This is a genomic window from Pseudomonas sp. W2I6, assembly GCF_030815935.1.
In the GTDB taxonomy this organism is placed as follows: domain Bacteria; phylum Pseudomonadota; class Gammaproteobacteria; order Pseudomonadales; family Pseudomonadaceae; genus Aquipseudomonas.
In genome coordinates this window covers 3,289,242-3,314,293 of sequence record NZ_JAUSXJ010000001.1, presented here as the reverse complement: position 1 = coordinate 3,314,293, position 25,052 = coordinate 3,289,242, and the positions used below count along the sequence as shown (strand labels likewise).

Annotated in this window: 19 protein-coding genes and 1 pseudogene; 16 read left to right on the top strand and 4 right to left on the bottom strand. The window is 62.2% G+C overall.

Annotated features, from left to right (window positions below; genetic code table 11):
* The first annotated feature begins 44 nt into the window (after positions 1–44).
* The 5 genes and pseudogenes from QF039_RS15410 to QF039_RS15390 all read left to right on the top strand — a co-directional run bounded on the left by QF039_RS15410 (position 45) and on the right by QF039_RS15390 (position 7,339).
* The gene (locus QF039_RS15410) at positions 45–1,298 is read left to right on the top strand and encodes an OprD family porin (RefSeq protein ID WP_008437109.1); all 1,254 of its coding nucleotides are present in this window, start codon (positions 45–47) and stop codon (positions 1,296–1,298) included.
* A gap of 207 nt (positions 1,299–1,505) precedes the next feature.
* Positions 1,506–2,624: a succinylglutamate desuccinylase/aspartoacylase family protein gene (locus tag QF039_RS15405; protein ID WP_177041698.1), complete on the top strand. Its 1,119-nt coding sequence runs from the start codon at positions 1,506–1,508 to the stop codon at positions 2,622–2,624.
* 166 nt (positions 2,625–2,790) lie between these two features.
* The gene (rocD, locus tag QF039_RS15400) at positions 2,791–3,984 is read left to right on the top strand and encodes an ornithine--oxo-acid transaminase (RefSeq protein WP_307519269.1); all 1,194 of its coding nucleotides are present in this window, start codon (positions 2,791–2,793) and stop codon (positions 3,982–3,984) included.
* Positions 3,981–6,632 (top strand): aconitate hydratase AcnA, encoded by a 2,652-nt coding sequence (gene acnA / locus QF039_RS15395; RefSeq protein ID WP_307519267.1) that lies wholly within the window; start codon positions 3,981–3,983, stop codon positions 6,630–6,632. The genes rocD and acnA overlap by 4 nt, the downstream gene beginning before the upstream one ends.
* A pseudogene (locus tag QF039_RS15390) lies at positions 6,625–7,339 on the top strand (transporter substrate-binding domain-containing protein). The gene acnA and the pseudogene QF039_RS15390 overlap by 8 nt, the downstream one beginning before the upstream one ends.
* Here QF039_RS15390 and QF039_RS15385 read toward each other — a convergent pair.
* Positions 7,336–7,698, bottom strand: coding sequence for an NUDIX hydrolase (locus QF039_RS15385; protein ID WP_032899596.1), 363 nt, complete (start codon positions 7,696–7,698; stop codon positions 7,336–7,338). The pseudogene QF039_RS15390 and the gene QF039_RS15385 sit on opposite strands and share 4 nt — an antisense overlap.
* A 141-nt stretch (positions 7,699–7,839) precedes the next feature.
* Here QF039_RS15385 and QF039_RS15380 point away from each other — a divergent pair, with 141 nt between their 5' ends.
* Complete coding sequence (locus QF039_RS15380; protein ID WP_087694134.1) at positions 7,840–8,820, top strand: Gfo/Idh/MocA family protein; 981 nt, start codon at positions 7,840–7,842, stop codon at positions 8,818–8,820.
* A gap of 36 nt (positions 8,821–8,856) precedes the next feature.
* Positions 8,857–9,495, top strand: a complete 639-nt coding sequence (locus tag QF039_RS15375; RefSeq protein WP_373462001.1) for a ribonuclease T2 — start codon at positions 8,857–8,859, stop codon at positions 9,493–9,495.
* A gap of 6 nt (positions 9,496–9,501) precedes the next feature.
* Here the strand turns inward: QF039_RS15375 and QF039_RS15370 are convergent, their stop codons facing one another.
* Genes QF039_RS15370 through QF039_RS15360 form a run of 3 tightly spaced genes read right to left on the bottom strand, consistent with a single transcriptional unit; the run spans position 9,502 to position 12,791 of the window.
* On the bottom strand, positions 9,502–10,344 hold the full coding sequence (locus QF039_RS15370; protein ID WP_003214649.1) for a metal-dependent hydrolase: 843 nt from the start codon (positions 10,342–10,344) through the stop codon (positions 9,502–9,504).
* 15 nt (positions 10,345–10,359) lie between these two features.
* On the bottom strand, positions 10,360–11,259 hold the full coding sequence (locus QF039_RS15365; RefSeq protein ID WP_003214652.1) for an SDR family oxidoreductase: 900 nt from the start codon (positions 11,257–11,259) through the stop codon (positions 10,360–10,362).
* Positions 11,256–12,791 (bottom strand): NAD(P)/FAD-dependent oxidoreductase, encoded by a 1,536-nt coding sequence (locus tag QF039_RS15360; protein ID WP_307519261.1) that lies wholly within the window; start codon positions 12,789–12,791, stop codon positions 11,256–11,258. The genes QF039_RS15365 and QF039_RS15360 overlap by 4 nt, the downstream gene beginning before the upstream one ends.
* A gap of 303 nt (positions 12,792–13,094) precedes the next feature.
* On the opposite strand from QF039_RS15360, the gene QF039_RS15355 reads away from it, so the two are divergent.
* The 9 genes from QF039_RS15355 to QF039_RS15315 all read left to right on the top strand — a co-directional run bounded on the left by QF039_RS15355 (position 13,095) and on the right by QF039_RS15315 (position 25,052).
* Positions 13,095–14,093, top strand: a complete 999-nt coding sequence (locus QF039_RS15355) for an alpha/beta fold hydrolase (RefSeq protein WP_023658917.1) — start codon at positions 13,095–13,097, stop codon at positions 14,091–14,093.
* Positions 14,094–14,411: 318 nt separating this feature from the next.
* A complete protein-coding gene (locus tag QF039_RS15350) occupies positions 14,412–15,692 on the top strand; it encodes an alkane 1-monooxygenase (protein ID WP_102369301.1) in 1,281 nt (426 codons plus the stop codon).
* A 146-nt stretch (positions 15,693–15,838) separates the two neighbouring features.
* Entirely contained in the window at positions 15,839–16,333 is a 495-nt protein-coding gene (gene praA / locus QF039_RS15345) for an alkane oxidation protein activator PraA (protein ID WP_307519258.1), read from the top strand.
* Positions 16,334–16,465: 132 nt separating this feature from the next.
* Positions 16,466–16,963: an alkane oxidation protein activator PraB gene (praB, locus tag QF039_RS15340; RefSeq protein WP_177019416.1), complete on the top strand. Its 498-nt coding sequence runs from the start codon at positions 16,466–16,468 to the stop codon at positions 16,961–16,963.
* 154 nt (positions 16,964–17,117) lie between these two features.
* Positions 17,118–18,533: an outer membrane protein transport protein gene (locus QF039_RS15335; RefSeq protein WP_177019415.1), complete on the top strand. Its 1,416-nt coding sequence runs from the start codon at positions 17,118–17,120 to the stop codon at positions 18,531–18,533.
* A gap of 287 nt (positions 18,534–18,820) precedes the next feature.
* Positions 18,821–21,361 (top strand): acyl-CoA dehydrogenase, encoded by a 2,541-nt coding sequence (locus QF039_RS15330; RefSeq protein WP_307519255.1) that lies wholly within the window; start codon positions 18,821–18,823, stop codon positions 21,359–21,361.
* Positions 21,362–21,520: 159 nt separating this feature from the next.
* Positions 21,521–22,864, top strand: coding sequence for a 3-oxoacyl-ACP reductase (locus tag QF039_RS15325; protein ID WP_177047370.1), 1,344 nt, complete (start codon positions 21,521–21,523; stop codon positions 22,862–22,864).
* 2 nt (positions 22,865–22,866) lie between these two features.
* A complete protein-coding gene (locus QF039_RS15320; RefSeq protein ID WP_307519251.1) occupies positions 22,867–23,757 on the top strand; it encodes a MaoC/PaaZ C-terminal domain-containing protein in 891 nt (296 codons plus the stop codon).
* Positions 23,754–25,052, top strand: a complete 1,299-nt coding sequence (locus QF039_RS15315) for an acetyl-CoA C-acetyltransferase (protein ID WP_307519249.1) — start codon at positions 23,754–23,756, stop codon at positions 25,050–25,052. The genes QF039_RS15320 and QF039_RS15315 overlap by 4 nt, the downstream gene beginning before the upstream one ends.

Here is a 25,052-nt window from a genome sequence, read left to right as displayed (position 1 = left end):
CAATAAAAACACCAACCCCCACCCCACTGCCAGGAGCTAAAAAAATGAAAAAATCCCTGACTCAACTCATCACCGGCGTCGGCGTTGTCAGCAGCGGGCTGGTCCCGTCACTGGCCCATGCAGACTTCATCAAGGACAGCAGCGGTACGCTGGACTTGAAGAACTACTACTTCAACCGTGACTACCGCGAGGCCGCTTCCCAGTCGATGCGCGCCGAGTGGGCCCAAGGTTTTATCCTCGGTATCAAGTCCGGTTTCACCGAAGGCACCGTGGGCTTCGGCCTGGACCTGACCGGCATGCTGGGGGTGAAACTCGACTCCAGCCCGGGGCTGTCCGGCACCGGTTTGCTGCAGCGTGACAGCGACAAGAATGTCTCCGACGAGTACTCCAAGCTTGGGGTGACCGCCAAGGCCCGCTTCGCCAAAAGCGAGCTGCGTGTGGGCTACCTGGTGCCGGACCTTCCGATCCTGCAACCCAACACCAGCCGTCTGTTTCCGCAGTCCTTCAGCGGCACCCAGCTGGTGTCCAACGATATCAGCAACCTGAAAATCACCCTCGGGCAGATCGACCAGGCCAAGGACCGTGACTCCACCAACTACGAAGACATGAAGCTGACCACGGTGAGCAAGGTCTACAAGAGCACCGCCCTGAGCGACCAGTTCCGCTTTGCCGGTGGCGACTACTCGCTGACCCCAAACACCTTGCTCAGCTACCACTTCGCGGCGCTGGACAGCATCTACCAGCAGCAATACGTGGGCTTCAAGAACAACTTCGGCCTGGGGCCGGGCACGCTGAAAACCGACGTGCGCTACTTCAAGTCGGACAAGGACGGCGCGGGCCTGGCGGGCAAGGTCGACAACAGCGCCTTGAGCAGCCGCCTGACCTACCAGTACGGCGGGCACAGCATCGGCGGCGGCTTCCAGCAGCAATACGGCACCACGCCGTTTACCTACCTGGACGGCTCCATCACCTACCTGTTCACCGAGTACCAGTTCAGCAACTTCACCCAAACCAGGGAGCGAGCCTGGCACGCCCGCTACGACTACAACTTCGCCGATCTCGGCTTGCCCGGCCTGTTGTTTGGGATCAAGTACGCCAAGGGTGATTCGGCTGAAGTGCTCGGCTTCAACCGCGAAGGCCGCGAGTGGGAGCGCGACCTGGACCTGGGCTACGTGGTGCAGAACGGGCCCTTCAAGGGCGTGTCGATGCGCTGGCGCAATGCGCTGAGCAAAGGCAACTACTTCAACGACGTTAACGAGAACCGCGTGATGCTGGGTTACACCCTGGCGCTCTGGTAACCACCCACTGTGGGAGCGGGCTTGCCCGCGATGGCGGTGGGTCAGTCACGGAATAGGCTGGCTGACCCACCGCCATCGCAGGCAAGCCAGCTCCCACACTGATCGGATTGCCAGATCAAGATAGTGTGGGCCGCCCTTACAGACGATCACGCCGGCTCGTTAATATTTCTTCAGCGTTCATCACTCGAATATCGAGATTTCCGGTTTATGAAACTTAAATCACACCCCTTGCTGCAAGCGACACCAGGTACCCACAGGCACGTGGACAGTGAGCATTACGGTGCAATGGGTGCAAGTCGAAAAATCTATATCCAGGCGGCGCTGCATGCCGACGAAACTCCGGCGCTGCTGGTGGCCGCGCACCTGCGCCGGCAATTGGTAGAACTGGAAAATGCCAACCGGCTGAATGCGCAAATCGTGCTGGTGGCCGTGGCCAACCCCACCGGACTGAGCCAATACATCATGGGCGCGCCCAGCGGGCGTTTCGAACTGGGCAGCGGGCGTAATTACAACCGGGGCTTTCCGGTGCCGTACCAGGCAATCGCCGACAAGATCGAGCACCTGCTGGGCCAGGACATCGACGCCAACCGCCAACTGATCCGCCAGGCCTGGGGCGAATGTCTGCTGGACGCGGCGCCGCTGGACGAATTCCAGTCGCTGCAACGCACCCTGATGCTGCTGGCCCACGATGCCGACATCGTGCTGGACCTGCACTGCTCCCGCGAAGCGGCGATGCATGTGTACACCGGCGAGGCAGTGTGGGCGACCGTGGAGCCGCTGGCGCGCTACATCGGCTCTGAAGCCTCGTTGCTGGCCACCGATTCCCAGGCCAACTCGTTCGATGAGGCGCTGTACCTGCTGTGGGTCAACCTGCGTGAGCGGTTTGGCGATCGGTTTCCGATTCCGGACAGCAGCGTGGCGGTGACCGTCGAGCATCGTGGCCAGCGGGATGTGTCCTATGAACTGGCAGAACATGACGCCACGGCGATCATTGATTACCTGACCCACCTGGGCGCGGTTGAAGGCGCGCCACGGCCTTTGCCAGCCCTGCGTAACCCGGCGACGCCGTTGGCCGGCAGCGAACAGTTTTATGCGCCGTGCGCCGGGGTGCTGGTACACCGGGCGGCGGTGGGCAGTCGCATCGAGGCCGGGCAGGCGTTGTTCGATATCGTTGATCCCCACAGTGGGCAGGCCACCACGGTTTGCAGCCACAACACCGGCGTGTTGTACATGCGCCGTGACGTGCGCTTTGTGAAACCGGGCGACCCGCTGGGCCGGGTGTCCGGTGCCACGCCGATTCGCAGCGGCAAGCTACTCAGCGCCTGATTTGCCAGCTATGGAATACGGTCAAAATGTGGGAGCGGGCTTGCTCGCGAATGCGGAGGGTCAGCCAACATCTCCGGCGACTGACCCTCCGCATTCGCGAGCAAGCCCGCTCCCACATTGGGTCTTTGTTGTTCATTCATTATTTATTCGGCAGGACATCCCCACCATGCACCCCAACCCGGCAATCACCCTCGAAAACCAATTCTGCGCCCACAACTATTCCCCCTTGCCGGTGGTGATCGTCAAGGGCGAGGGCGTCTGGGCCATTGGCGATGATGACAAGCGCTACCTGGACATGATGTCGGCCTATTCCGCCGTCAGCCACGGCCATGTCCACCCGCGCATCCGCGCCGCCGCCGTGGCGCAGATCGACAAGGTCAGCGTGGTGTCCCGGGCGTTCTACAGCGAACCCTTGGGCAACTTCCTCAAGACCTTGTGCCGCATCACGGGCTTCGACTCGGCCCTGCCGATGAACAGTGGCGCCGAAGCTGTGGAAACCGCGATCAAGGCGGCGCGACGCTGGGGCTACCGGATCAAGGGCATCCCGGCCAATCAGGCCAACATCGTGGTGGCCGACAACAATTTCCACGGCCGCACCTCGACCATCGTCGGCTTCTCGTCGGAGGCGGACTACAAGGCCGACTTCGGCCCATTCTGCAACGGTTTCACCGAGGCGCGCTTCGGTGACATCGAGAGTTTCCGCCAGGCCATTACCGCCGACACCTGCGCGGTGCTGATCGAGCCGATCCAGGGCGAGGCCGGCATTCGCGTGCCGGCCGCAGGTTTCCTGCGGGAACTGCGCCAGCTGTGCGACCAGACCAACACCTTGCTGATCCTCGATGAGATCCAGTCCGGCCTGGGCCGTACCGGCAAGTGGTTTGCCTTCCAGCACGAAGGCATTCGCCCCGATGCATTGATCCTCGGCAAAGCCCTGGGCGGCGGGATCATGCCGGTGTCGGCGTTCGTCGCTGATCATTCGATCATGGACCTGTTCGACGCCGGCAGCCACGGCTCGACCTTCGGCGGCAACCCGTTGGCGGCGGCCATTGGCCTGGAAGCGTTGAAGGTGCTGGAAGAGGAGGGCTTGATCGATAACAGCGCGCAACTGGGCCACTACCTGGTGGAGCGCCTGAAGGCCATGCACTCGCCGGCCATCCGCGAGATTCGCGGGCGTGGCTTGTGGGTCGGCGTGGAACTGGACCGCGATGCGCGGCCCATCTGCGAAGCGCTGCTGGCCGAAGGGCTGCTGACCAAGGAAACCCACGAAAACGTACTGCGCATCGCACCGCCGTTGTCCATTACCCGCGAAGAACTGGACTGGGGCCTTGAGCGTATCGAGCGGGTATTCAAACAGCTATGAGTGAGTATCTCAGTCACCTCGACATCGACGGCCAGCGCTTTGCCTGGATCGACCTGCACCAGTTGCTGACCCCGACGCAACTGCAGCGCCTGCCGTATTCCGTGCGCATTCTCCTGGAAAACATTGCCCGCTGCGCCCCGGCTTCGTTGCCACAGGTAGTGGCGCGGGCCATCGGCGAAGGGCCGGATTGCGAGGTGCCGTTCCAGCCCAACCGGCTGATGTTCCACGACACCACGTGCCTGCCGGCCCTGGCGGATTTCGCCGGCATGCGCGATGTGGTGGCCGAACTGGGCGGTGATCCACGGGCGGTGAACCCCTCGATCCCGGCGGTGCTGACCATCGACCATTCGGTGATCGTCGAGCACTACGCCGAGGCGGGCGCGGTGGATGCCAACCTGGACATCGATTTTCGCCGCAACAGCGAGCGCTACCGTTTTATCAAGTGGGCCCAGGCCAGCCTGGATAACTTCAAGGTGATCCCGCCGGGCACCGGGATCATCCACCAGATGAACATGGAGTCCATCGCCCAGGTGGTGTGGGAAAGCGCGCCGCGCAACGGCCACGTGCTGTTGCACCCCGACTGCATGGTCGCCACCGACAGCCACACGCCGATGATCAATGCCATCGGCGTGCTGGGCTGGGGCGTTGGCGGGCTGGAAGGGCAGGCGGCGATGCTCGGCGAACCGGTGCCAATTCCTTATCCGCAGGTGGTGGGCATTCGCGTCACCAATGCGTTGCGCGACGGCGTGACGGCCACTGACCTGGCACTGACGGTGACTGAACTGCTGCGCCGGCGCAGCATGGTCGGCAAGTTTGTCGAGTTCACCGGGCCGGGCCTGGCGTCCCTGAGTTGGGCGGCGCGGGGCACCGTGGCGAACATGGCGCCGGAATACGGTGCCACCGTGGTGTTTTTCCCGTTTGATGACGAGACGCTGGCGTACCTGACCCTGAGTGCGCGCCCGCAGGCCTTGATCAACAAGGTCTCGGCCTACATGTCGGCGCAATCTCTGTGGCGCCGGGACGACGATCCCGAGCCGGTGTTCGATGAGTTGATCGAGCTGGATCTGGCGCAGGTTGAACCGAGTGTCGCCGGCCCGCATCAGCCCCATCAGCGCCAGTCCCTGGCCCAGGCCGGGGCGTCGTTTCATCAGCATGTATGCGCGCAAAAGCAGGATTTCTTCGAGCCGTCATTCCAGGTGCCGATCACCCATGGCGCGGTGGTGATGTCGGCCATCACCAGTTGCACCAACACCGCCAACCCGGCGCAGATGATCCAGGCCGGGCTCTTCGCCCGCAATGCCCATGCCCGTGGGCTGACGCGCAAACCGTGGGTCAAGACGTCGCTGTCGCCAGGCTCACGGGTGGTGGCCGATTACCTGGAAGCCGCCGGCTTGCTGGAGGATTTCGCCGCGCTGGGTTTCGACCTGGCGGGCTTTGGCTGCATGACCTGCATCGGTAATTCCGGCAGCCTCGAACGCCATGTCGAGACCTTCGCCGAGCAGGGCTTGAAAGGCGTGGTGGTGCTCTCGGGCAACCGCAATTTCGAAGGCCGGGTCAACCCGAAAGTCCCTGCCGGCTACCTTGCCTCGCCCGCGTTGTGCGTGGCCTATGCGATTGCCGGCAGCATCGACACCGACCTGTCGGCCCAACCGCTGGCGATGGATGCCCAGGGCCAGCCGGTGTTCCTGCATGAGTTGATGCCCAGCGAAGCCGAGGTGGCCGCGCAAGTGGCGGCGGTGGTGCGCCCGGCGCTGTTTCACCAGCGCCAGGCACTGCTGTGGCAAGGCACTCACCATTGGCAGGCGCTGGAAGCCGACGCCAGCGTGCAGTTTGCCTGGCACCCGGCCTCCACTTACCTGCGCCGCCCGCAGTACCTTGCCGGGGTAACGCCGGTGCCGGCCGCGTCCTTGGCCATCAGCAACGCCCGAGCTTTGGTGGTGCTGGGGGATAACGTCACCACCGACCATATCTCCCCGGCGGGCACGATTCCGGCCGACAGCCTGGCCGGGCATTGGCTGCGGGAGCGCGGTGAAGCGCTGGCGGACCTCAACCAGTATTCGACCCGGCGCAGCAACCACGAAGTGATGGTGCGCGGCGCGTTTACCAACCCGCGCCTGAACAATCTGCTGTCCTGCGACCAGCCCCCGCGCCAGGGCGTCTGGGCCTGGAATGCCGACCGCAGCGACTACCTGCCGCTGTACCTCGCCGCGCAAAGCTACGCCGGTACACCCACCGTGTTGTTCGCCGGGATCAACTACGGTGCCGGCTCCAGCCGCGACTGGGCAGCGAAGGTCCTGACCCTGCTGGGGATCAAGGTGGTGGTGGCCCGCAGCATCGAGCGAATCCATCGCAGTAACCTGATCGGCATGGGCGTGTTGCCGCTGGTGTTCGATGAGGGCGCATCGGTGCAGGACTTGAACCTCGACGGCAGTGAGTCCCTGAGCTTCCTCGGCCTGGACGCGTTGCAGGTCGGCGAGAACCCGATCACCTTGCAGATTGACCGCGCCACCGGTGAAACCACGCGTACCACCCTGACCTTGCGCCTCGACTCGTTGCAGGAGGTTGGTTACCTTGAACACGGCGGCGTCTTGCCCTTCGTCATTCGCAAGACCGTGCAAAGAACTGTTCTAGGAGCGCGTAATGATTGACCCGCAGGTACTGCAACAACTGGCCCCCGAGGGTGTGCTCAGGGCTGCCATCAACTTTGGCAACCCGGTGCTGGCCCAGCGCGGCGAGGACGGCCAGCCCCCAGGGCGTGTCGGTGGCGCTGGCCAGGGCCCTGGCCGATGAGTTGGCGGTCGGCCTTGAGTTGATCACTTTTGATGCGGCGGGCAAGGTCTTCGCCGCGCTGGGCGATGACCGCTGGCGCGTGGCATTCCTGGCCATCGAACCGGTGCGCGAGCAGGAAATCGCCTTCAGCGCGCCCTACGTGATCATCAAGGGTACGTACCTGGTGGCGGTGGATTCACCCCTGGGCAGCGTGACCCAACTCGATGCTCCGGGCCAACGCATCGCTGTCGGCCAGGGTGCCGCGTATGACCTGTACCTGAGCCGCACGGTGCAGCATGCCGAACTGGTGCGCGCGCCGACCTCGGCGGGTGCCGTAGACCTGTTTATCGAGCAAGGCCTGAACGCCGCGGCCGGGGTTCGGGATTACTTGCAAACCCGGCTGGATGAGCGCTGGCGCCTGCTGGAGGATGACTTCATGAGCATCAGCCAGGCGGTCGCAGTACCGGTAGCGCACGCAGCCGCTGCCGCGTTCGTCAAATCCTTTGTCGAACGGCAGAAAGCCAATGGTCTGGTAAGACAGGCGTTGTTGCGCAGCGGGCAAAGCCCGGAACTGGCGGCGCCTTAGAGACGGCGCAGGAAGGATTTGACGATTTGCTGGGTGGCCTGGGTGGTATCCAGGTCTTCCAGGCGTGTGTAGGGATGCCACTGGCATTCCTTGATTTCGCTCAGCGGCCGGGCTTCGTCGATATTCACCACCGACGCCTCGAACACATGGTGCAGGGTGTCGCTGGCCTTCAGCTCCTGCAATAACAGCAAACCGTCCACGTTCAGCCCGGTTTCCTCTTCCAGTTCTCGTGCGGCAGCACCTGCCGGGCGCTCATGGCGCTCGACCTTGCCGCCGGGCAATGCCCATTTCGATCGGGCTTTACGCACGAACAGGATGTGCCCGTCGTGCTCGCAAATCACCGTGGCCCTTATTTTCATCGTCTGTGCCCCCGCAGCTGGATGATTGTCATAAAAGTGTAATGCAATTGTCATGCTCAGTCTTTATCCGGCAGGGTGGAGAGGGGGCCGGAAAACACCGATACTGCCCCATCGAAAAAAACTCACCTGAAGGAGATGCAGATGAACACCGTACGCTGGGGCATGATCGGCTGTGGCGATGTCACTGAACTCAAGAGTGGACCCGCCTTCTACAAAGCGCCAGGTTCTGCGCTGGTGGCCGTGATGGGGCGGCGCGAGGAGGCCGTGCGCGATTATGCGGCACGCCACGGCATTGCTCGTTTCTACACTGACGCCCAGGCGCTGATCGACGACCCGGAAGTAGACGCGGTCTACATCGCCACACCGCCCGACAGCCACCTCGAATACAGCCTGATGGTGGCCGCTGCCGGCAAGCATTGCTGCGTCGAGAAGCCCATGTCCCTGAATGCCGAGCAAAGCGCGCTGATGCAGCGCACCTTCGAACAGGCCGGGCTGCACCTGTTTGTCTCCTATTACCGGCGTTCCCTGCCACGCTTCCAGCAGGTGCGCGACTGGCTGCAGGACGGGCGCATCGGCGAATTGCGTCATCTGACCTGGACCCTGTGCAAGCCGCCTTCGGAAGACGATGCCAGCAGTGCCAACTGGCGCACCGACCCGGCGATTGCCGGCGGCGGGTATTTTGCCGACCTGGCCAGCCACGGTTTTGACCTGTTCCAGTACCTGGTCGGGGATATCGTCGAGGTGGCCGGGTTTACCGCGCGCCAGGCGGGGCGCTATGCCGCCGAAGATGCCGTCACCGCCTGCTGGACGTTCGCCTCGGGCGCGCTGGGCATGGGCTGCTGGAACTTTGTCGCCGACCGGCGCGAAGACCGGGTGGAGATGATCGGCAGCAAGGGCCGCATCACGTTTTCGGTGTTCGATGAGGCGCCGTTGCGGCTTGAGGGCGAGACCAGCGAGGTGCTGGAGGTGCCCAACCATGCACATATCCAGTGGCATCACGTGCTGGGGATGAATGCGCATATTCGCGGCGAGAGCAAACACCCGGCACTGGCGATCGAGGCGTTGAAGACCGACCGGGTCATGGACCGGGTGCTACAACGTAACCCCAACCTGGCGGTCTAGCGGTGCTTTAATTTTGTCTTTTTAAGGAATGAACGGATGAAAATGAAAGCAGCCTGGATTGTGCTTTGCCTGGCGTTGGCCGGGGCCGCGACAGCAGCGCCGCGGGCCCAGGGGCAGGCCGGGGAGTTTGACTTTTATGTGTTGTCGCTGTCCTGGTCGCCGACCTTCTGCCTGACGCACCCGGACGACCAGCAGTGTTCGGGCAAGGGCTACGGGTTTGTCCTGCATGGGCTGTGGCCGCAGTACGCGAAGGGCGGCTGGCCGGCGTCGTGTGAGCCGCAGTCGCGCTTGTCGGATGCAGACTTCGCCCGGGGCAGAACGCTGTTCCCGTCGCCCAAACTGCTCAGGCATGAATGGGCCAAGCACGGCACCTGCAGCGGCCTTGAGGCTTCGGCTTACCTGGACAAGACCGATGCAGCGCTCAGCGTGGTCAAGATTCCGCAGCAGCTTGAGCCCTTCAATGTCCGAAGCGGCCTGGGCGCGCGGGACATCGAAGCGCTGTTTCGCGCGAGCAACCCGGCCATGGGCAACCATGGCCTTGCGGTGATCTGCAAGGGTGCCGTGCTGACCGAGGTGCGGGTGTGCCTGACCAAGGACCTGGCGTTTGCCGGCTGCCCGCGCAGCGTCAAGAGCCAGTGCCGGGATGGCGATATTCGGATCCCGACCCAGCGCTAAGCGGACTCAGGCGGGCCCATAACCTTTATGGGCCTGCTCGATCTCCTCCACCAGGCGGTCAATGCCCGCCAGGCGTGCCCGGTTGTCGTGGTCCCAGGGATGGAACCCGGGCTTGAAGTAATGCAACCAGGGCAGCGCCATGCGCGGGAACACGCCCTTGGGCCCGTACAGAAACTTGAGCATCCGCCAGAAGCCCTTCAAATGCCCGCCCGAACGCCGGTCGGCAAACAACAGGCGCAAGTGAAAGTCCAGGATCGTCAGCCAGAACAGCCCCGTGGTGATGAGCATGGTGGAAGTGCGCAGCAGATAACGCTTGGGCCCGGGCTTGATCACGCTGTTCCACACATCAAACGCCACCGCCTTGTGCTCGGTTTCTTCCAGGGCATGCCAGTACCACATCTGCTGGTAACCCTTGACCGAATCCCCGAACCGCGACGGGTCGCTGAGGAGGATTTCCGCGAGCATCGCGGTGTAGTGCTCCAGGGCAATGGTCACCGCCAGGTTGAAGGAGGCGGGCAGGTATTTCTTTTGCGCGTCGAGGATCATCTTCAGCCGACGGTCGAGGGTATTCGCCGGCAGCCCTGCGGCCTGCAGCAGATCGTTGTAGGCCACGTGCTCGCGGCTGTGCATGGCTTCCTGGCCGATGAAACCCTGGATTTCTTTCTTCAGCTCCGGGTCTTCGATGCGCTGGCGGTAGTGACGCACGCTGTCCATGAAGAACAGTTCGCCCTGGGGAAACAGCAACGACAGTGCGTTGAAAAAGTGGGTAATGAACGGGCCTTGTTCATGCCAGTCCTTGATGCGTTCGGCCGGCAGGGCAAAACGGAGGTCGCGGCGAATCGGCAGCATGGTCGGTACTCCAGTTCAGAGACGGTGCTCTTCGTTGGTTTCAAGGACGGGCGAGGGCGCATTGCGTTGCTTGGGCGCCATGCGTTTGCTGGCCAACACCACCAGCGCTTGATAGGCGGCAGGCAGGCAGCGCGCGAGCAGGTCCAGAAAATAGGCGTCGCGGCCAATCAGCACGCGGCGTTTGTTTTTGCGTACGCCTTGCAGGATCACTTTGGCGGCCTGGTCGGCGTCGGTGATGAACAGCTTTTCGAAGTCGGCCCGGGCCTGCTGTTCGCTGTGAATCAGGAAGCCGGTCATGTTGGCGTCGATCCGGCTGCTGCGACAGATGTCGGTGCGGATCCCGCCAGGGTGCACGCAGGTGGCCGAGACCCCGCTTTTCTGCAGGTCGAGTTCCTGGCGCAAGGACTCGGTAAAACCACGCACGGCGAACTTGGTGGCGTTGTAGCCGCTCATGCCCGGCTGGGCGAACAGGCCGAACACGCTGGATGTGTTGACCACATGCCCATCGCCGCTGGCCTTGAGGTACGGCAAAAAGGCCTTGGTGCCGTACACCACGCCCCAGAAGTTGATCCCGACGATCCATTCCAGGTCGGTGTAGTCCACGCCTTCGACGGTGCTCGACAGCGCGACGCCGGCGTTGTTGAAGATCAGGTTGATCTGGCCATGTTCGGCGGCGCAACGGGCGGCCCAGTCTTCCACGGCCTGGCGCTCGGAAACGTCCAGCACCTGCGAGGTGACCAGCACCGGTGCAAGCACCTGGGCCTTGATCAGTGCGACGGTCTGCTCCAGGCCCTGGCTGTTTTTATCCGCCAGCGCCAGGTGGCAGCCTTCACGCGCCAACGCCAGGGCCAACGCGCGACCCATGCCGGAAGCGGCGCCGGTAATGGCCGCCACGCGGCCGTTGAATGACTTCATGACAGGCTCCCTTCTGCGGTGGTGTGGGGCGTTTCGGCCGGGCGCGCGGTGGACGGTATCGACACCAGGCTGGCGACGTAGTCCTTGAGGGCGAAATGCCGGGTGACCTGCTTGAAACGCCAGGTGGAGCCGGGCCACAGCGTGGTGTTCTTGCCAGTGCGTGGGTCCAGGTACCAGCTCTTGCAGCCGCCGGTGGACCAGATGGTGCCGTTGAGTTTTTCCTGCAGCCTGGCGTTGTAGGCCAGTTCCACCGTTGGCTTGACGTCCACCGTGGCGATGCGATGACGCTGCATTTGCTGCAGGGCATCGAGGATGTAGGTGACCTGGGCCTCGATCATCAGAATCATCGAGTTATGCCCCAGCCCGGTGTTGGGGCCGACGATCAGGAACAGGTTCGGATAACCCGGCACCGTGGTGCCCAGGTAGGCGTGGGCGCCATCTTGCCAGGTGTCCATCAGGTCGATGCCGTGGCGCCCGATGATGCAGTTGCGGGGCAGCGGATCGGTAGCCTGGAAGCCGGTGCCGAAGATGAGGCAGTCGGCCGGGTGCTTGATGCCGTCGGCGGTGATCACCCCGTCGGCCTCGATGCGCAGCACGTTGTCGGTTACCACCTGCACATTGCTGCGGGACAGGGCCGGGTAGTAGTCGTTGGAGATCAGCACGCGCTTGCAGCCGATGGTGTAGTCCGGCGTCAGGGTCTTGCGCAGGGAAGGGCGGGCCACTTGTTTGTGCAGGTGGCGCACGGCGATTTTCTGCACCATTTTCATCAGGCGCGGGTGCAGGGCAAAGCCCACCACGCGGCCTTCCAGTGCCCAATAGAACGCGCCGCGTACCAGGCGCTGGGTGAACGGCAGGTGCTTGAAGGCCCAGCGCTCGAAGCGTGAAATCGGCCGGTCGGGCTTGGGCATGATCCACGGCGGGGTGCGCTGGAACAGGTCCAGGTGGGCCACCTGCGGCGCAATCTGCGGCACGAACTGAATGGCACTGGCGCCGGTGCCAATCACCGCCACGCGCTTGCCCTTCAATGAATACTCGTGGTCCCACTGTTGGGAGTGGAAGCGCTTGCCCTTGAAGCTGTCCAGGCCCGGAATATCCGGCAGTGCCGGGCGCGACAGGCCGCCCATTCCCGACACCAGCACCCGCGCACTCACCTGGCGGCCATTGCTGAAGCTCAGGCTCCAGCGCTGTTGCCCCTCATCAAATACCGCCTTCTCCAGGCCCATGCCAAAGCGCAGGAACGGCGCCAGTTCGAAGCGCCGGGCGCACTGCTCCAGGTAGGCGCGAATCTCCGCCTGTGGCGCAAATTGCCGGGTCCAGTCCGGGTTGGGCGCAAAGGAAAACGAATAGACATGGGATTGCACGTCGCAGGCGCAACCGGGGTAGTGGTTGTCCCGCCAGGTGCCGCCGAGAGCATCGGCCTGTTCGGCAATAAAGAAGTCGTGGAACCCGGCTTCCTTGAGTTTGATCGCCATGCACAGTCCGGCAAATCCGGAACCGATGATGGCGATGTCGATGGTGTCATGGGCATTCATAGGCTGTCCCTCGTGGGCCGGTGGCGCCTTACGGGTGTCGACATCGGATGTGCTCCTTGTTTTTGTTTTGGCTTTTTAGATAGAACACCATTGCAAAGGAAAATTGAATTATTTATTTTAAAAAAGATTTTAAATAATCTACCTGAAAATATCGTCTAGGCTACGACCCAGTTCCTCATGTGCGACTTATCCGACGGACGAGAGCTTGTACGCACACAGTTAAGGTCCAGGGTGGACGATGGCTGAGGCCTTGACCAATACCGGTCGGGCCGCCAGCAACGCAGGGATGCAGAGGACCGAGCTATGGCTGTCGAGTGGGTTGTCGCTGCGGGTGTGTGTGTAGGGTTAAGCGTAGTGTTGTGGGCTTTCAGTGCCCGGATGACACGGCGTATAGAGGCTGCTGTTCCGATCAACGGGCGCTTTCTGGAGATCAACGGCGAGCGCTTTCATTATGTAGACGAGGGCAAGGGCCCACCGCTGGTGATGATCCACGGGCTGATGGGCAGCAGTCGCAACTTGACGTACGCCTTGTCTGCCCAATTGCGTGAGCACTTTCGAGTGATCACCGTGGATCGTCCGGGGTCGGGTTATTCCACCCGGCATGCCGGCACGGCCGCGGACCTGCCTGGCCAGGCCCGGCAAGTCGCCAGCTTTATCCAGACGCTTGACCTGGATAAGCCGCTGGTGCTGGGGCATTCCCTCGGCGGGGCGATTTCCCTGGCCCTGGCCCTGGACCATCCCCACGCGGTGTCCGGATTGATCCTGGTGGCGCCCCTGACCCATCCCCAGCGCCTGCTGCCGCTGGTGTTTATGTCGTTGGCGATACGCCCGGGATGGCTGCGACGCTTTATGTCGCACACCCTGACCATGCCGATCGGATTGCTGACCAAAGGCTCGGTGGTCAAGGGCGTGTTTGCCCCCGACCCGGCCCCGGAAGACTTCGCCACCCGTGGCGGCGGCTTGTTGGGCATGCGGCCCGAGAACTTCTATGCCGCCTCCACCGAGATCAACCTGGTCAACGATTTCCTGCCGGACATGGTCAAGCGCTACCCGCAGCTGACGTTGCCGATCGGGCTGATTTATGGCGCGCAGGACAAGGTGCTGGATTTCCGCAAACACGGGCAGGCCCTGGCCAGCCTGGTGCCGGGCCTGAAGCTGCAGCTGGTGGAAGGGCGCGGGCATATGTTGCCGATCACGGCCACCGAGCGTGTCGCGGCGGTGGTCGAGCAGATAGCCAAGCGCGTCCGGCCGCCGGAAAGCGCCACGGTGTTGCACCCGCCGTTTGCGTTGGCGAGTAAATAATTGTGCGACTGAACTCGCGGTTCGAACTCGTCAATGCTTGCCCTAGACACCTGACCAAACGGCTGAAAAAGAGACTGCCCGGTCACGTTCAAAAGGGTTCAAGAAACTAGTTGACGACCTAACGATTCCGCGCTATTTATTTAAAAAAATTATTTCAATGTATAATTTGAAACAATTTTTGAAATGCCTAAGAGCGAATAAAATAATGAAAAAAACGCCTTTTATCGCATGGTTGAATTCTCGGGGCAGTCACCGCTCCGTGTACCTGTCCAGTGTTGATTTTTGCTCCCTGCCTACCTGCGTCGTGCGGAGGCTGCCATGAATCAGACCCTGGCTGCCCCGAACGTCTGGACCGACGGCAAGCGCCACCTGTGGTGGCTCGGCATCATGCCCCTGGCAACCCCAATTCTCTCTGGCGCCCTGGCCATCACTACCGGCGTGCAACAACTGTGGTGGGTCGGTGTGCTGGTGATCTTCGGCCTGATCCCGCTGATCGACGGCCTGCTGGGTGAAGACGTCAGCAACCCGCCCGAGTCCGCCGTCAGCAACCTCGAATCCCAAAGCTACTACCGCTGGATCGTCTACACCGGCGTGCTGTTTGTCATCTCATCCCTGGTGGTCACCGGGTGGCTGGCCGCAGGCGGTATCGACTGGATTATCAATGGCGGCCTGTTGCATGCCACCGCCACCCTGGACCCGTCGAGCTGGCTGGCGAAAACCGCCGCCTTCATCACCGCGCGCACCGAGCTGCATGGCCAGGTGAGCTGGTTCACCTACCTGGGCATGGCGATGTCCACTGGCGCTGCCACCGGCATCGCCATCAACACCGCCCATGAGCTGGGGCACAAGCCGCGCCTGCTGGAAGTCGTGCTGGCCAAGATCACCCTGGCGCCGACCTTCTACGGGCACTTCTACACCGAACACAACCGTGGCCACCACGTGCGCGTCGCCACCCCGGAAGACCCGGCCAGTTCGCGGTTGGGGGAGAGCTTCTGGGCCTTCCTGCCGCGCTCGGTATGGTTCAGCGCCCGCTCGGCGTGGAACCTGGAGCGTGAACGCCTGCGCAAACTCGGCCTGCCGGCCTGGCACTGGAAGAACGCCGTACTCAGCGCCTGGATGTACAGCGTGGTGTTGTGGGGCGCGATGATTGCCTGGCTGGGCGCGGCAGTGATTCCATTCCTGATCATCCAGGGCATCTACGGTTTCTCGCTGCTGGAAGTGGTGAACTATGTCGAGCACTACGGCCTGAAACGCCAGAAGTTGCCCAACGGTCGTTATGAGCGTTGCTCGCCACGGCATTCCTGGAACAGTAATCGGATTGTCACCAATATCTTTCTGTTCCAACTGCAGCGGCACTCCGACCATCACGCCAACCCAACCAGAAGTTATCAATCACTGCGTCATTTTGATGAGTCGCCGCAACTCCCATACGGTTATGCCAGCATGATTGTCTGGGCGTATGTACCGTACTTGTGGCGACGACGCATGGATCACCGGGTACTTAATCATTACGCCGGGGATATTACCCTGACCAATCTTCAACCTTCACAGCGTTTGAAGTACCTGGAGAAGTACAGCAACACCACCAGACCCTTCTAACGAAAGCAGTCAGTTGTAGGGCGTACTCGGGATCTGTGCATCGCGCAGGTTTTCATCGCCCAGGCTTTACCGGTTTCGAGTACGGCTTAGTTGCAAGACAGTTGTTTGACCCGAACAAAAATAAAATTAAGGGAAGGACGTACACCATGCAAACCCCTGCCAAGTTCACCACGCACATTGTATTGGCTGCCCTGGGCCTGATCGTTTACCACCAGGCCCAGGCCGCCCGTATCGAACCCGCCGGCAGCGCGTTTACTGCCCAGGGCCCCATCAGCTTTTCCAAAGGCGCGCTGATCAGCGCGGATTGCACCATCAAGGTCGCCGGCAAAGTGGCGGCGGATGGCTCGTCGGTGAATGTCGACAAAGTTGAATTCGACGGCGGGCTCAAGTGCAGCCGGGTCGAAGCCATCAACTTGCCTTGGGTATTAGTGGCTAAAGATACCAGGAGCGGCTCGATGTCGAAGATCGCCGTGGATGTGCATGCCTTTGGTTTGGGCGGCAAGTGCGGGCCTTCTACTGCCGATGGAACCTGGGATAACGCCACCGGCAAGCTGGAAGCGTCGAATGTGCCTATCGGCGAAGACTGCAAGATCAAGATGGTGTCGATCAAGATGCCGCCGAGTTTCAAAGTTGTTGAGTAACAGTGGGATGTTACAGCGGTAATTGAATTGAGATTTGGCTGGAAAGGGAAGTTCTGCTTGTTTCACCGTGACCTCTCGATCATGGCCATTACCCCGGCGAAATGATTCGCCATAACATGTGAGGAAAAAACAATGAAAAGCCTTAAAACCCTCGTTTGTGTAACTTCGTTTGCTCTGTGCTTCGGCGCTGCTTCGATGGCCACCGCGGCGACTATTGGCCCGGTAAATACAAACTTCACCACCCCTGGCGGTACCATCACGGTTAAGTCTCCTTCTTCGCTACAGGCGCCGGTTACTTGCACTATTAACTTCGCCGGGAAGGTAAATGCCAACGGTACAGCCTCGATTACTAACGCAACTGTTTCGGGTTCGAGCCCACTGTGCAGCCTGCCGAAAATGAAATTCCCTGCAGGCGGATGGCTGTTAACTGCCACCAGTACTTCTGCCGGTAATGTGCAAAGCGTGGGTTATACCATCGACTCTGCGATCGACACCGACTGCGGGCCTAGCACTATTCAGGTCGGTTGGACGGGTACTGCCTTGACTGCAACCAACCAGGCTCTGGCGCCTAATTGCACTGTGACCAATCTGTTGGTGACACCAACTCCTGCACTGACCATTACGCCATAAGAGTTACCGGAACACCGGGCTGATCACCCGCAAAAAGGCAGGCGCCTGAATAAGGCGCCTGTCGTTCAAAACTGGTCTGAACCACGCGCGGACGAGAACTTGCTTTAAAGGGCAAGCCGGTTATGCCGGGGCTAAAAATAATAAGGAGTGGTAAATGAATAATAAAAAACAACACGCTCGCACATTATTGGGGTTGGCAATACTGGGGGGATTGATGGGTGCCGGATCCGCCCAAGCTGGTGGCTTTGCCACGCCAACGTTTGGGGCCGAAGGTTGGGGGCGTGCGTTCGGCGGTGGTTCGATGTTCAAGGACGATCCGTCAGCGGCGTATAACAACCCTGCGGCCATGGCGTTCATTGATCACAATATCGCGCAGTTCAACATCGACTACGCGCGCATCAACATCAAATATAAAGGGACCGCGAAAGATTACATGGGGAAAGACCCCTCCGTAACGACGTTTGATCCAGACGGTAATACGACCTCCGTTCCCCGCACAGGCGATGGTGGCCAAGGTGGTTTCACTGCATGGCTGCCCACTGGCTTCATGGTGATGCCTATCGGCGATCGCTTCGCGTTTGGTCTCAGCCAGGTCGTCCCGATGGGCGCACGCACCACTTGGGATGATGATTGGATCGGCCGGGATTTTGCCGTTGATACACGCATCGAAACCGTTGGCGTGACCGGCTCGCTTTCGTTCAAGGTCAACGATCAGTTCTCCATCGGTGGTGGTGCCATCGTTCAGCACACCAAAGGTTTCGTCAGCCAGAACATCGACCTGTATGCCGCTGCAGGCAGCGTTCCGGACATTGGTGTTCCGTTTCCTTCGGGGGTGGGGCATTCGTTGATGCGAGTCAAAGTGGACAATACTTCGGTTGGATGGTTTGCCGGCCTGGCCTGGAAGCCCACGCCGCAAGATACCCTTGGCTTGAACTATCACGCCAAGATCAAGAACAAGCTCGAAGGTAAATACAGCATCTATTCAGACCCGGGATCCAAGGCGCTGATTGACTCCGGTCTACCAGGCCTTTTGTATCCTGGCCTGAGCCTCAATTCCGACGGCGCCAACGCCAGTACCCAGCTGGACATTCCTGCCAATGCGTCGTTTGACTGGGTACACCAGTTCAATGATCGCCTGACCCTCGGTGCCAGTGTTACCTGGACCCAATGGTCTTCGTTCAAGGACCTGACGTTGAAGTCCGAGGGCTCGACAATCGTTTCGATTCCTTACAACTACAAGGACGCGTGGATGGTCTCCCTCGGCGGCGACTACAAGTTGACCGACGATTTCACCCTGCGTGCCGGTGTGGCCACCGACCAGACGCCGACTCGTAACTCCACCCGGGACCCGCGTATTCCGGATGGCGACCGGATCTTCACGTCCCTGGGTTTTGGTTACAAGATTCGGGCGATTCCGGGCTTGGGTATCGACGGTTCCTACTCTCACCAGTTTGTTGAAAAGGCCAAGCTGCAAACCCACAACCAGGACCGCCTGGGCGGTGCAACCCTGGATGGCAAGGCCGATGCTTATGGCGACGTGGTTAGCCTGGGCATGACCTACGAGTTCTGATCCGCTGCGGCAACGCCAAGAGTGGTCGGCAGTCAGCGCATCTTTCTGGCCGGCCTGATACGGGTGTTGCATCGACGGGTCGCCCACGCGACCCGTTCCGATCCCTTTTTCCACTAACCCACCCGGCTGACCCATTCAGCCCGCTTTTTTTTCGCCCAAGCATTAAATAAAAATTTCAAAACAAAATTTGAATTTATCTTTTCAAGTTTGTAGTGTGGCTTTACGTCACAGGTCATTCCGATCTGCTCGGGCGTTGGCCGTACCCTGAATTGAGTAGAGGTATCCCCATGGTTATCTGGTTATTGGCGGGACTCGCAGCAGCGATCGCCCTGGCGTATCGACAAGCCGCTGCCACCCTCTGGCTGGGTGCCGGCCTGGTCTGGCTGGCGGTCGGTTACCTGTTCAACGCAGTCGCCGGTTTCGGCGCCGGCGTGGCGGCGGTGCTGGTGGTGTTGCCCGCGCTGCTGCTGACAATCAAGCCCCTGCGCCGCGCGCTGTTGACCAGCAAGGCCCTGGGCCTTTTTCGCGGCATCATGCCGGCGATGTCCGACACCGAGCGTGCTGCCATCGAGTCCGGCACCGTGTGGTGGGACGCCGAGCTGTTCAGCGGCAAACCGCGCTGGGAACGCCTGCTGCAAGCCGCACCCGCCAGCCTCAGCGCTGAAGAACAGGCCTTCCTCGACAACGAAGTGGAGACCCTGTGCGACATGTCCAACGACTGGGAAACCACCCAGGTCTGGCAAGACATGTCCCCCGAAGGCTGGCAGTACACCAAGGATGCGGGCTTCCTCGGCATGATCATTCCCAAGCAGTACGGCGGCAAAGGCTTCTCTCACTATGCGCATTCGCAAGTGGTGATGAAGCTCTCTACCCGCTGCTCGGCGGCGGCGATTTCAGTGATGGTGCCCAACTCCCTGGGCCCGGCCGAACTGCTGCTGCACTACGGCACCGACGCCCAGCGCAACTACTACCTGCCACGCCTGGCACGGGGCGAAGACATCCCGTGCTTCGCCCTGACCAGCCCGTATGCCGGCTCCGACGCCGGCGCGATTCCAGACCTGGGCATCGTCTGCAAGGGCATGCACGAAGGTGAGGAAGTGCTGGGTTTCCGTGTGACCTGGGACAAGCGCTACATCACCCTCGGCCCAATCGCCACCGTGCTCGGCCTGGCCTTCCGCGCCGAAGACCCGGACGGTCTGCTCGGCCAGCCGGGTTCCCTGGGCATCACCTGCGCGTTGATCCCCACCACCCATCCGGGGGTGAACAGCGGCCGGCGTCACTGGCCACTCAATGCCGTATTCCAGAATGGCCCGACCACCGGCAAGGATGTGTTTATCCCGCTGGAATGGGTGATCGGCGGCCGCGAGCAAGTCGGCAACGGCTGGCGCATGCTGATGGAATGCCTGGCGGCTGGCCGGGCGATTTCCCTGCCGTCGGCCAACGTCGGCCTGGGCAAGGTGGCTGTGCGCGGCACCACCGCTTATGCGGCGATGCGCAAGCAATTCGGCCTGCCCATCGGCAAGTTCGAAGGCGTGCAGGCGCCCCTGGCGCGCATGGCCGGGCATCTGTATGCCTGCGACGCGGTGCGCAAGGTCTCGGTAGCGTCACTGGATGCCGGTGAAAAACCCTCGGTGATCTCGGCCATCGCCAAATACCACGTTACCGAGCGGGCACGCATCATCGTCAACGACGGCATGGACATCGTGGCCGGCAAGGGCATCTGCATGGGGCCCAACAACTTCCTCGCCCGGGCCTACCAGCAAAGCCCCATCGCCATCACGGTGGAGGGCGCGAACATCATGACTCGCTGCCTGATCATCTACGGCCAGGGCCTGATCCGCTGCCATCCGTATGTGTTCCGCGAGATGGAAGCGGCGCGCAATAATACGGACCGGCGCAAGGCCCTGGTGGATTTCGACAGCGCAATGTTCGGTCACCTGAGCTTCGTGCTGGCCAATACCGTGCGTGCCGCAGTGCATTCGCTGACGGGCGGACGGCTGATTTCCGTGCCGGGCAAGACCGATCCGGCGTTGGCGTCCTACTACCGCCAGGCCAATCGGCTGTCGGTGGTGTTGGCGTTGATCTCGGACATTTCCATGGGCGTGCTGGGCGGTGCCCTCAAGCGCAAGGAAAGCATCACCGGGCGGCTGGGAGACATTCTGTCCCAGCTGTACATCCTGTCCTGCGTGCTCAAGCGTTTTGAGGATGATGGCCGGCCACAGGCAGATTTGCCGCTGGTGCATTGGGCGGCCCAGGACGCGTTGCTGCGCGCCCATGAAGCCCTGGCCGAAGTGCTCGACAACTACCCGTCGAAAGCGGCGGCGGCGGTGGTGCGTGGCTTGACGTTCCCGTTCGGTATTCCACAGCGCAAACCGTCGGATCGCCTGTTGGCGCAAGTGGCGGAACTGGTGCAGGTGCCGGGGGAAACCCGCGACCGCTTGCTGGGCAATTCCTACATTCCTCGGCCGGAAATCGACAAGCTGGCTTACGGCGAGCTGGCCTTGCGCCTGTTGCCGCAAGTGGAGCTGATCGAGGCGCGGCTCAAGGGGGCGATCAAGCAAGGCCTGATCGAGCCAATGCCGATTTCCAGTGCGGCGTTTACTCCGTGGCGAGTCAAGGCGCGGGCGCTGGACCTGATCAGCGAGGAAGACGACAGCTTGCTCGCGCGCTATGTGGAATATGGCGATCACGCGATCCAGGTGGACGACTTTCCGCAGGACTTCGGTTTGCTGGAAGCCTTGCAACAGCGCCAGCAGGCGTTGGAACAGGCCGCCAAACCGAGCGCAAGACGCCGCGCCAACCAAGGCGAAAACGCGCCGGTCAACTGACTGGAACTGGAGGAACACGACCCCTGTAGGAGCTGGCTTGCCTGCGATAGCGTTGGTTCAGTGCCAGATGTGTTGGCTGACACACCGCAATCGCAGGCAAGCCAGCTCCTACAAGGATCGGGTTTCCATGGCAACACCGTGTTGTGAGTGAGTTTATCCATGAGTGACAGCTACCTTTCTTTCGTCAACTCCCCCTGGGGAGCCTGGCTGGCCCGCACTGCCGGGCTGCCCCAACCCCTGGCATTGCAACGTCACCGCAGCGGCCAGCAAGGCCTGGCCAACCCGGTAATCGTCGCGGGGGTAGGGCGCCTGGGGGCGCAAATCCAGCGCATCTTCACCGCCACCGACACAGTGACCGCCACCGCTGCGACCCTCAAGGCGCCCTCCACGGTCAAGGTCCAGGGCGCGGTGTTCGACGCCAGCGACATCGCCGACCTCAAGCAGTTGGACGAGCTCTACGAATTCTTCCACGCCAACGCCAGGCGCCTTGGGCAGCACGCCCGGGTGGTGGTGCTCGGCACCGCGCCGGAGTTGTGCAAGGACCTGCCCCAGGCCATTGCCCAGCGTGCCCTTGAGGGCCTGGTGCGTTCGTTGGCCAAGGAGTTGCGCCGGGCGATCACCGTGCAGTTGATCTACGTCGCACCGGGTGCCGAGGACGGGCTGGAAAGCAGCCTGCGGTTCTTCCTGTCGCGGCGCTCGGCCTATGTCTCGGGGCAGGTGGTGCGCCTCGAAAAAACCGTCGATAGCCCAACCGAAATCAACTGGGACAAACCCCTCGGCGGCCGCCGTGCCCTGGTCACCGGCGCCTCCCGTGGCATCGGCCTGGCAATCGCCCAGGTGCTGGCCCGCGATGGAGCCCATGTGGTCTGCGTGGATGTGCCCCAGGCCCAGGATTCGCTGCGACAGGCGGCCGGCAGTGTCGCAGGCACCGCACTGGCGCTGGACATCACCGCCACCGACGCCGCGCAGCAGTTGCACGCCCATGTCAGCCAACACGGTGCATTCGACGTGGTGGTGCACAACGCCGGGATTACCCGCGACAAGACCATCGCCAAGATGACTGAGACCGCGTGGCGCAGCGTACTGGCGGTCAACCTGGAAGCACCGTTGCACCTGAGCACAGCGCTGCTGGAAAGCCAGGGCCTGAATCCGGGCGGGCGGATCGTGTGTGTCTCATCGATTTCCGGTATCGCCGGCAACCTCGGGCAAAGCAACTACGCCACCTCCAAGGCCGGGGTGATCGGCCTGGTACAAGGCCTGGCCCCGCAGGCGGCGGCGCAGCAAGTGACGGTGAATGCCGTGGCACCGGGCTTTATCGAAACCCAGATGACCGCGAAGATCCCGCTGATGATTCGCGAAGCGGGGCGGCGGATGAACTCGATGTCCCAGGGCGGGCAACCCATCGACGTGGCAGAAACCATCGCCTGGCTGGCGCATCCGGCATCCGGCGGGGTCAATGGCCAGGTGGTGCGGGTCTGCGGCCAAAGCCTGTTGGGAGCCTGAGCATGGACTATGTGACGCAGATTATTGACCCGCCGCCCTCGCGCTCGCGGCTGTTGCTGGACGGGGTATTGGGGCTGCGCAAACCGAAGCTGGAAGGCGAGCCGACGTTGCCGAAAGAACGCCTGGTGCGTTCGGCCGTCGAGCTGTCTGCCCAAGGGATCGCGGCTTACGGTCGGGCCTGTGGTTTCCGCCATGAGCAAGGCGTGCCGCTGTCCTATCCCCATGTGCTGGCGTTCCCCTTGCACCTGATGCTGCTGACCCGGCCGAGTTTCCCGTACCCGGCCAGCGGCATGGTGCATTTGGCCAATCGCATCCGCCAGCATCGACGGCTGGAGGCGGGCCAGGCCTTGCGCCTGGAGGTGTATTGCGAACGCTGGGTCGCCCATCCCAAGGGCCAGGCCTTGAGCATCGCCACCCGTGCCTACAGTGCGGGCACCCTGGTGTGGGAGAGCGACAGCCTGTACCTGCGGCGTGGCGTAAACGCGCCGGTCGGCGAACCGTGGGACGACGCGTTGCCGTTGCAGGAAGAAGGTTTGCTGCGCACTCAACGCTGGATGCTGCCGGCGGATCTGGGGCGGCGTTTCGCCAGGGTCTCGGGGGATTTCAACCCCATTCATACCTCGGTGATCGGCGCCCGATTGTTCGGTTTTCGTCGGGCCATCGCCCACGGCATGTGGACCCTTGGCCGCGCCCTGGCCGCCCAGCAACCCCCCGGCGGACTGGACCAGGCCGATGCCCATTGCGACTTCAAGCTGCCGATCTTCCTGCCCGGCCAGGTGGCGCTGTGGAACGTTCCGCCAACCGGCCCGCGCCGTGAGTTTGAAGTGCGTAATTTCGCCGGTGACAAACCCCATATGCGTGGGCTGTTTATCTGGAATGAGACCGATCGATGAGTGACTACAGTTTCAACCCGGCCCCGACGCGCCGCGTGGCGATTATCGGCGGCAACCGTATCCCGTTCGCCCGCTCCAACACTGTGTACGCCCATGACAGCAACCAGGATCTGCTGGTCGCCGCCCTGCAAGGCCTGGTGGACCGCTACAACCTTCACGGCCTGCGCCTGGGCGAGTTTGCCGCGGGTGCGGTGATCAAGCACTCCCGGGATTTCAACCTGGCCCGGGAAAGCCTGCTGTCTACCACACTGTCTCCCGAAACCCCGGCCTACGACCTGCAACAAGCCTGCGGCACCGGCCTGGAAGCGGCGTTGCTGGTGGCGAACAAGATCGCCCTTGGGCAGATCGAAGTGGGCGTTGCCGGTGGTTCCGACACCACCTCCGACGCGCCCATCGGCATCAACGAGTCCCTGCGCCGCACCTTGCTTTCAGCCAATCGCGCCAAGGGCACTGGCGCCAGGTTGAAGGCCTTGATGGGTGTGCGCCCGTCGATGTTCTTCAAGCCGCTGCTGCCGCGCAATGGCGAGCCGCGCACCGGCTTGTCCATGGGTGAACACTGCGAGGAAATGGCCAAGCGCTGGCAGATCAAGCGCCTGGCCCAGGACGAGTTGACCCTCACCAGCCACCAGCGGCTGGATGCGGCGTACAAGCAGGGTTTCTTCGACGATTTGATCAGCCCGTATCGCGGCCTGGCCCGGGACAACAACCTGCGGGCCGACGCCAGCCTGGAGAAACTTGCCGGCCTGTCACCGGCCTACGACCGCCAGAACGGCACGCTCACCGCCGGCAACTCCACGCCCCTGACTGACGGCGCGTCGGTGGTGCTGCTGGCCAGCGAGGAATGGGCCGCCGAGCGCGGCTTGCCCGTATTGGCGTACCTGCGAACCGGTGAAACCGCTGCGGTGAATTTCGTCGACGGCACCGAAGGCCTGTTGATGGCCCCGGCCTACGCCGTGCCACGCATGCTCAAGCGCGAAGGCCTGACGTTCGCCGACTTCAATCTGTTCGAGATTCACGAAGCCTTCGCCGCTCAGGTGCTGTGCACCCTCAAGGCCTGGGAAGACCCGGATTACTGCCGCGACCGCCTGGGCCTCGACGCGCCGCTGGGCAGCATCGACCGCAGCAAGATGAACGTCAACGGCGGCTCCCTCGGCTGCGGCCACCCCTTCGCCGCCACCGGTGGCCGGCAACTCGCGGCACTGGCCAAGGCGATCCACCAGCGTGGCGGCGGCCGCGGCCTGATTTCGATCTGCGCGGCGGGTGGGTTGGGCATTACCGCTATCGTCGAAAAGTAG